The organism is Streptomyces sp. NPDC026672, from assembly GCF_040638185.1.
In the GTDB taxonomy this organism is placed as follows: Bacteria; Actinomycetota; Actinomycetes; order Streptomycetales; family Streptomycetaceae; genus Streptomyces.
Genome location: NZ_JBEZXS010000100.1, coordinates 1 through 2,252, shown reverse-complemented (window position 1 = coordinate 2,252; position 2,252 = coordinate 1). Strand labels below are relative to the sequence as shown.

1 protein-coding gene is annotated in these 2,252 nt (G+C 59.0%); it reads right to left on the bottom strand.

Annotation, left to right across the window (positions count from 1 at the left end; genetic code table 11):
- Window positions 1-192 precede the first annotated feature (192 nt).
- Window positions 193-642 (bottom strand): spore-associated protein A, encoded by a 450-nt coding sequence (locus AB0F77_RS42895; RefSeq protein ID WP_361960208.1) that lies wholly within the window; start codon window positions 640-642, stop codon window positions 193-195.
- Between the last annotated feature and the right edge of the window lie 1,610 nt (window positions 643-2,252).

Genomic DNA, 2,252 nt, shown 5'->3' with positions numbered 1-2,252 from the left:
GCCGTTGTAAGGTGGTTCAACAACGTGGAGCATCCTGGAACGTGGAAGGTCCCCTTTCTTTACGGTTTCACGTATAAAGATGACGAGGAATGCCCGAAGGCCCGCAGTGTCAGTACGGGCCTTCGGATATTCAACGCGGCGCAAGGGTGGGGGATGCGAAAATTCGCTCACAGCCTGTGCGACCCGGCTAATTCAGCCGCAGTGAACGCCAACTGCCACCTGTTGGGCCAGTTCCGTGTGTGCGGGATTCCATACAACCCCGTTAATGCTAATGCAGCGGCCGGGAGCGTGTATGGAAACGGGGCCTGCGTAATAAGAGTAATTTCCGGCGTCGTCGTCGTGTACTGCCCCATCGCTACTGTTCAGGTAGATTGCTGTGAAGCTCGGGGTCCCAACATAAACGCTCTTCACCGTCACGGCGCAGTTGCTGCCCGTTGAAGCGTTGTAGTAGAGATGGACGGTACCCCAGGTGCTGCCGGTGCCATCCAAGGCTTTCACGGGATAGGTGTCGATTTCCGTGCCACTACAGCCATATGCCCCGGCGGTGGCAGCGCTGGCGGCAGGTGCTCCCACTATCGCTAGACCGAGGATTGAGATGGTTGAAGCGAGCGTTGCGAGAACTTTTTTATTCATCGAAGACATCAGGGGTCCCTTTCTTTGGGGTTGCATTAAAACAGCATGATGATGGCATCGTGATCGACGGAGTGGCAATAGGGCCAGAGCGGGCAAATAGTGCATTTAGCGAATGGGTGTGAGTGGCATAGATCATAGGCGAGAGGTGTTTGAGTTCCTTGAGCTCAATCGTCTATGAGTCCTCATCGTGCTAACGGGGGTGTTGCGTCTGTGTGGCGAGATCTTTTCGTGGCTGGGCAGGCCGAGGAGTCAACCTTCGTATCGGGCGGGCGCCGGTTTCGACTTCGCTGTTGCGGGTTGATGGGACGTGCGAAGTTGCTGGTCAGCCGGAGTGCGGGAGGGCGTGGAGTCTGTTGATCACGTGGGTGATGACGTCGCTACAGCGGCATCAGACTGTGGAGAGGAACCACTGACGGCCTCCGGTGTTCACGAGCTGGGTGGCGGAGAATGGGCACAGGCGCAGCTTCCTGGGTTCTCAGCGGAGGGTGGTTGCCGGTCGGGCCGAACATCGGCATCCAGGCGGAACAGGTGATCTTCGGCTAGGGCCGGCGATTCTATGGGGTCTCGTGCAGAGGTGAGTTGCGCAGGCCGGTGTCGTCGGCGTTTCGGATATGGTCCTCTCGGCGAGCCTGCCTGCGGTGATGCAGTTTCAGATGCACGGGCCAGCAGCCTTTGGTGTTGGCCGCGAAGCAGGTCAGCCGCGGTTTGTCGATATCGGTGAAGCGCAGTTGGGCGCCGGAGTATGGGCGATAACTTGCGGACGCTCAGACGCACGCCCCTCAGCCAGGGATGGTAATTCCGACGGAATACGACAGCTGCTGGCCCGATCGAGACCCAATCGAGGAAGGGCACGGGTGCCGTCGCGGGAGGCGGTTTGGAATAGTGCCAGCCGGTCCCCACGGCAGAGCTTTCGGGGGTCGGGTCAGCGTGAACCGGGAGGCATGGGATGTGGTCGTTGGCGCTGTTGGAGCTCGCCTTGCGTGCCGTAGCAGGGCAGCCACCGGGTCCGCAGACCTGGTTTGACCGTAGTCGACGAACGCGACAAAGGGGTGACGCCGAAGAGCTTGTTTCAGGTCACGGCGGCATCATGCTTCTCGGGGTGTGTGAGGACCGGTGCGCCGTCGATGTTCACAGTCACCTGCCCATTGGCGGCCGACTCGCATCGGCCTGTTCTGAGCTCTCCCGTGCACTCGGGTAGGTGATTCCCAGATTGCTGTGAGGATCTCCGGTCCGGAGGCGGCGAGGCGTCGACGATAAACCGTTGGGCCGGAGGAAACTAAGCTAAAAGCACCCGGCTCGGCTCACAGCATGCTGACGTCGGCCTAGGGAGTCCCCGCAGAGTACGACGGCTCGGGCCATATTCGGCAAGTAACACGCACTTGAGCTGCCGCCCACTGTAGTGGAAACCTTTACAACACAATTCTTCCTCGTGCTGAGGTGGCGCAAACTTAACCGAAAAGCATACCGCCGCTGAACATCGGGCACGTGTCGATCTGTGACCCAGAGCATTCATATTCGGCGGTATAGGCTACGGGAGTCAGTTTGGGCATTTAGTCAAAATGGGCGCTTTCAGCGTCTTCTTCGGTTTCTGTGAAAGTCGAAGACTACGCTAAAAACGG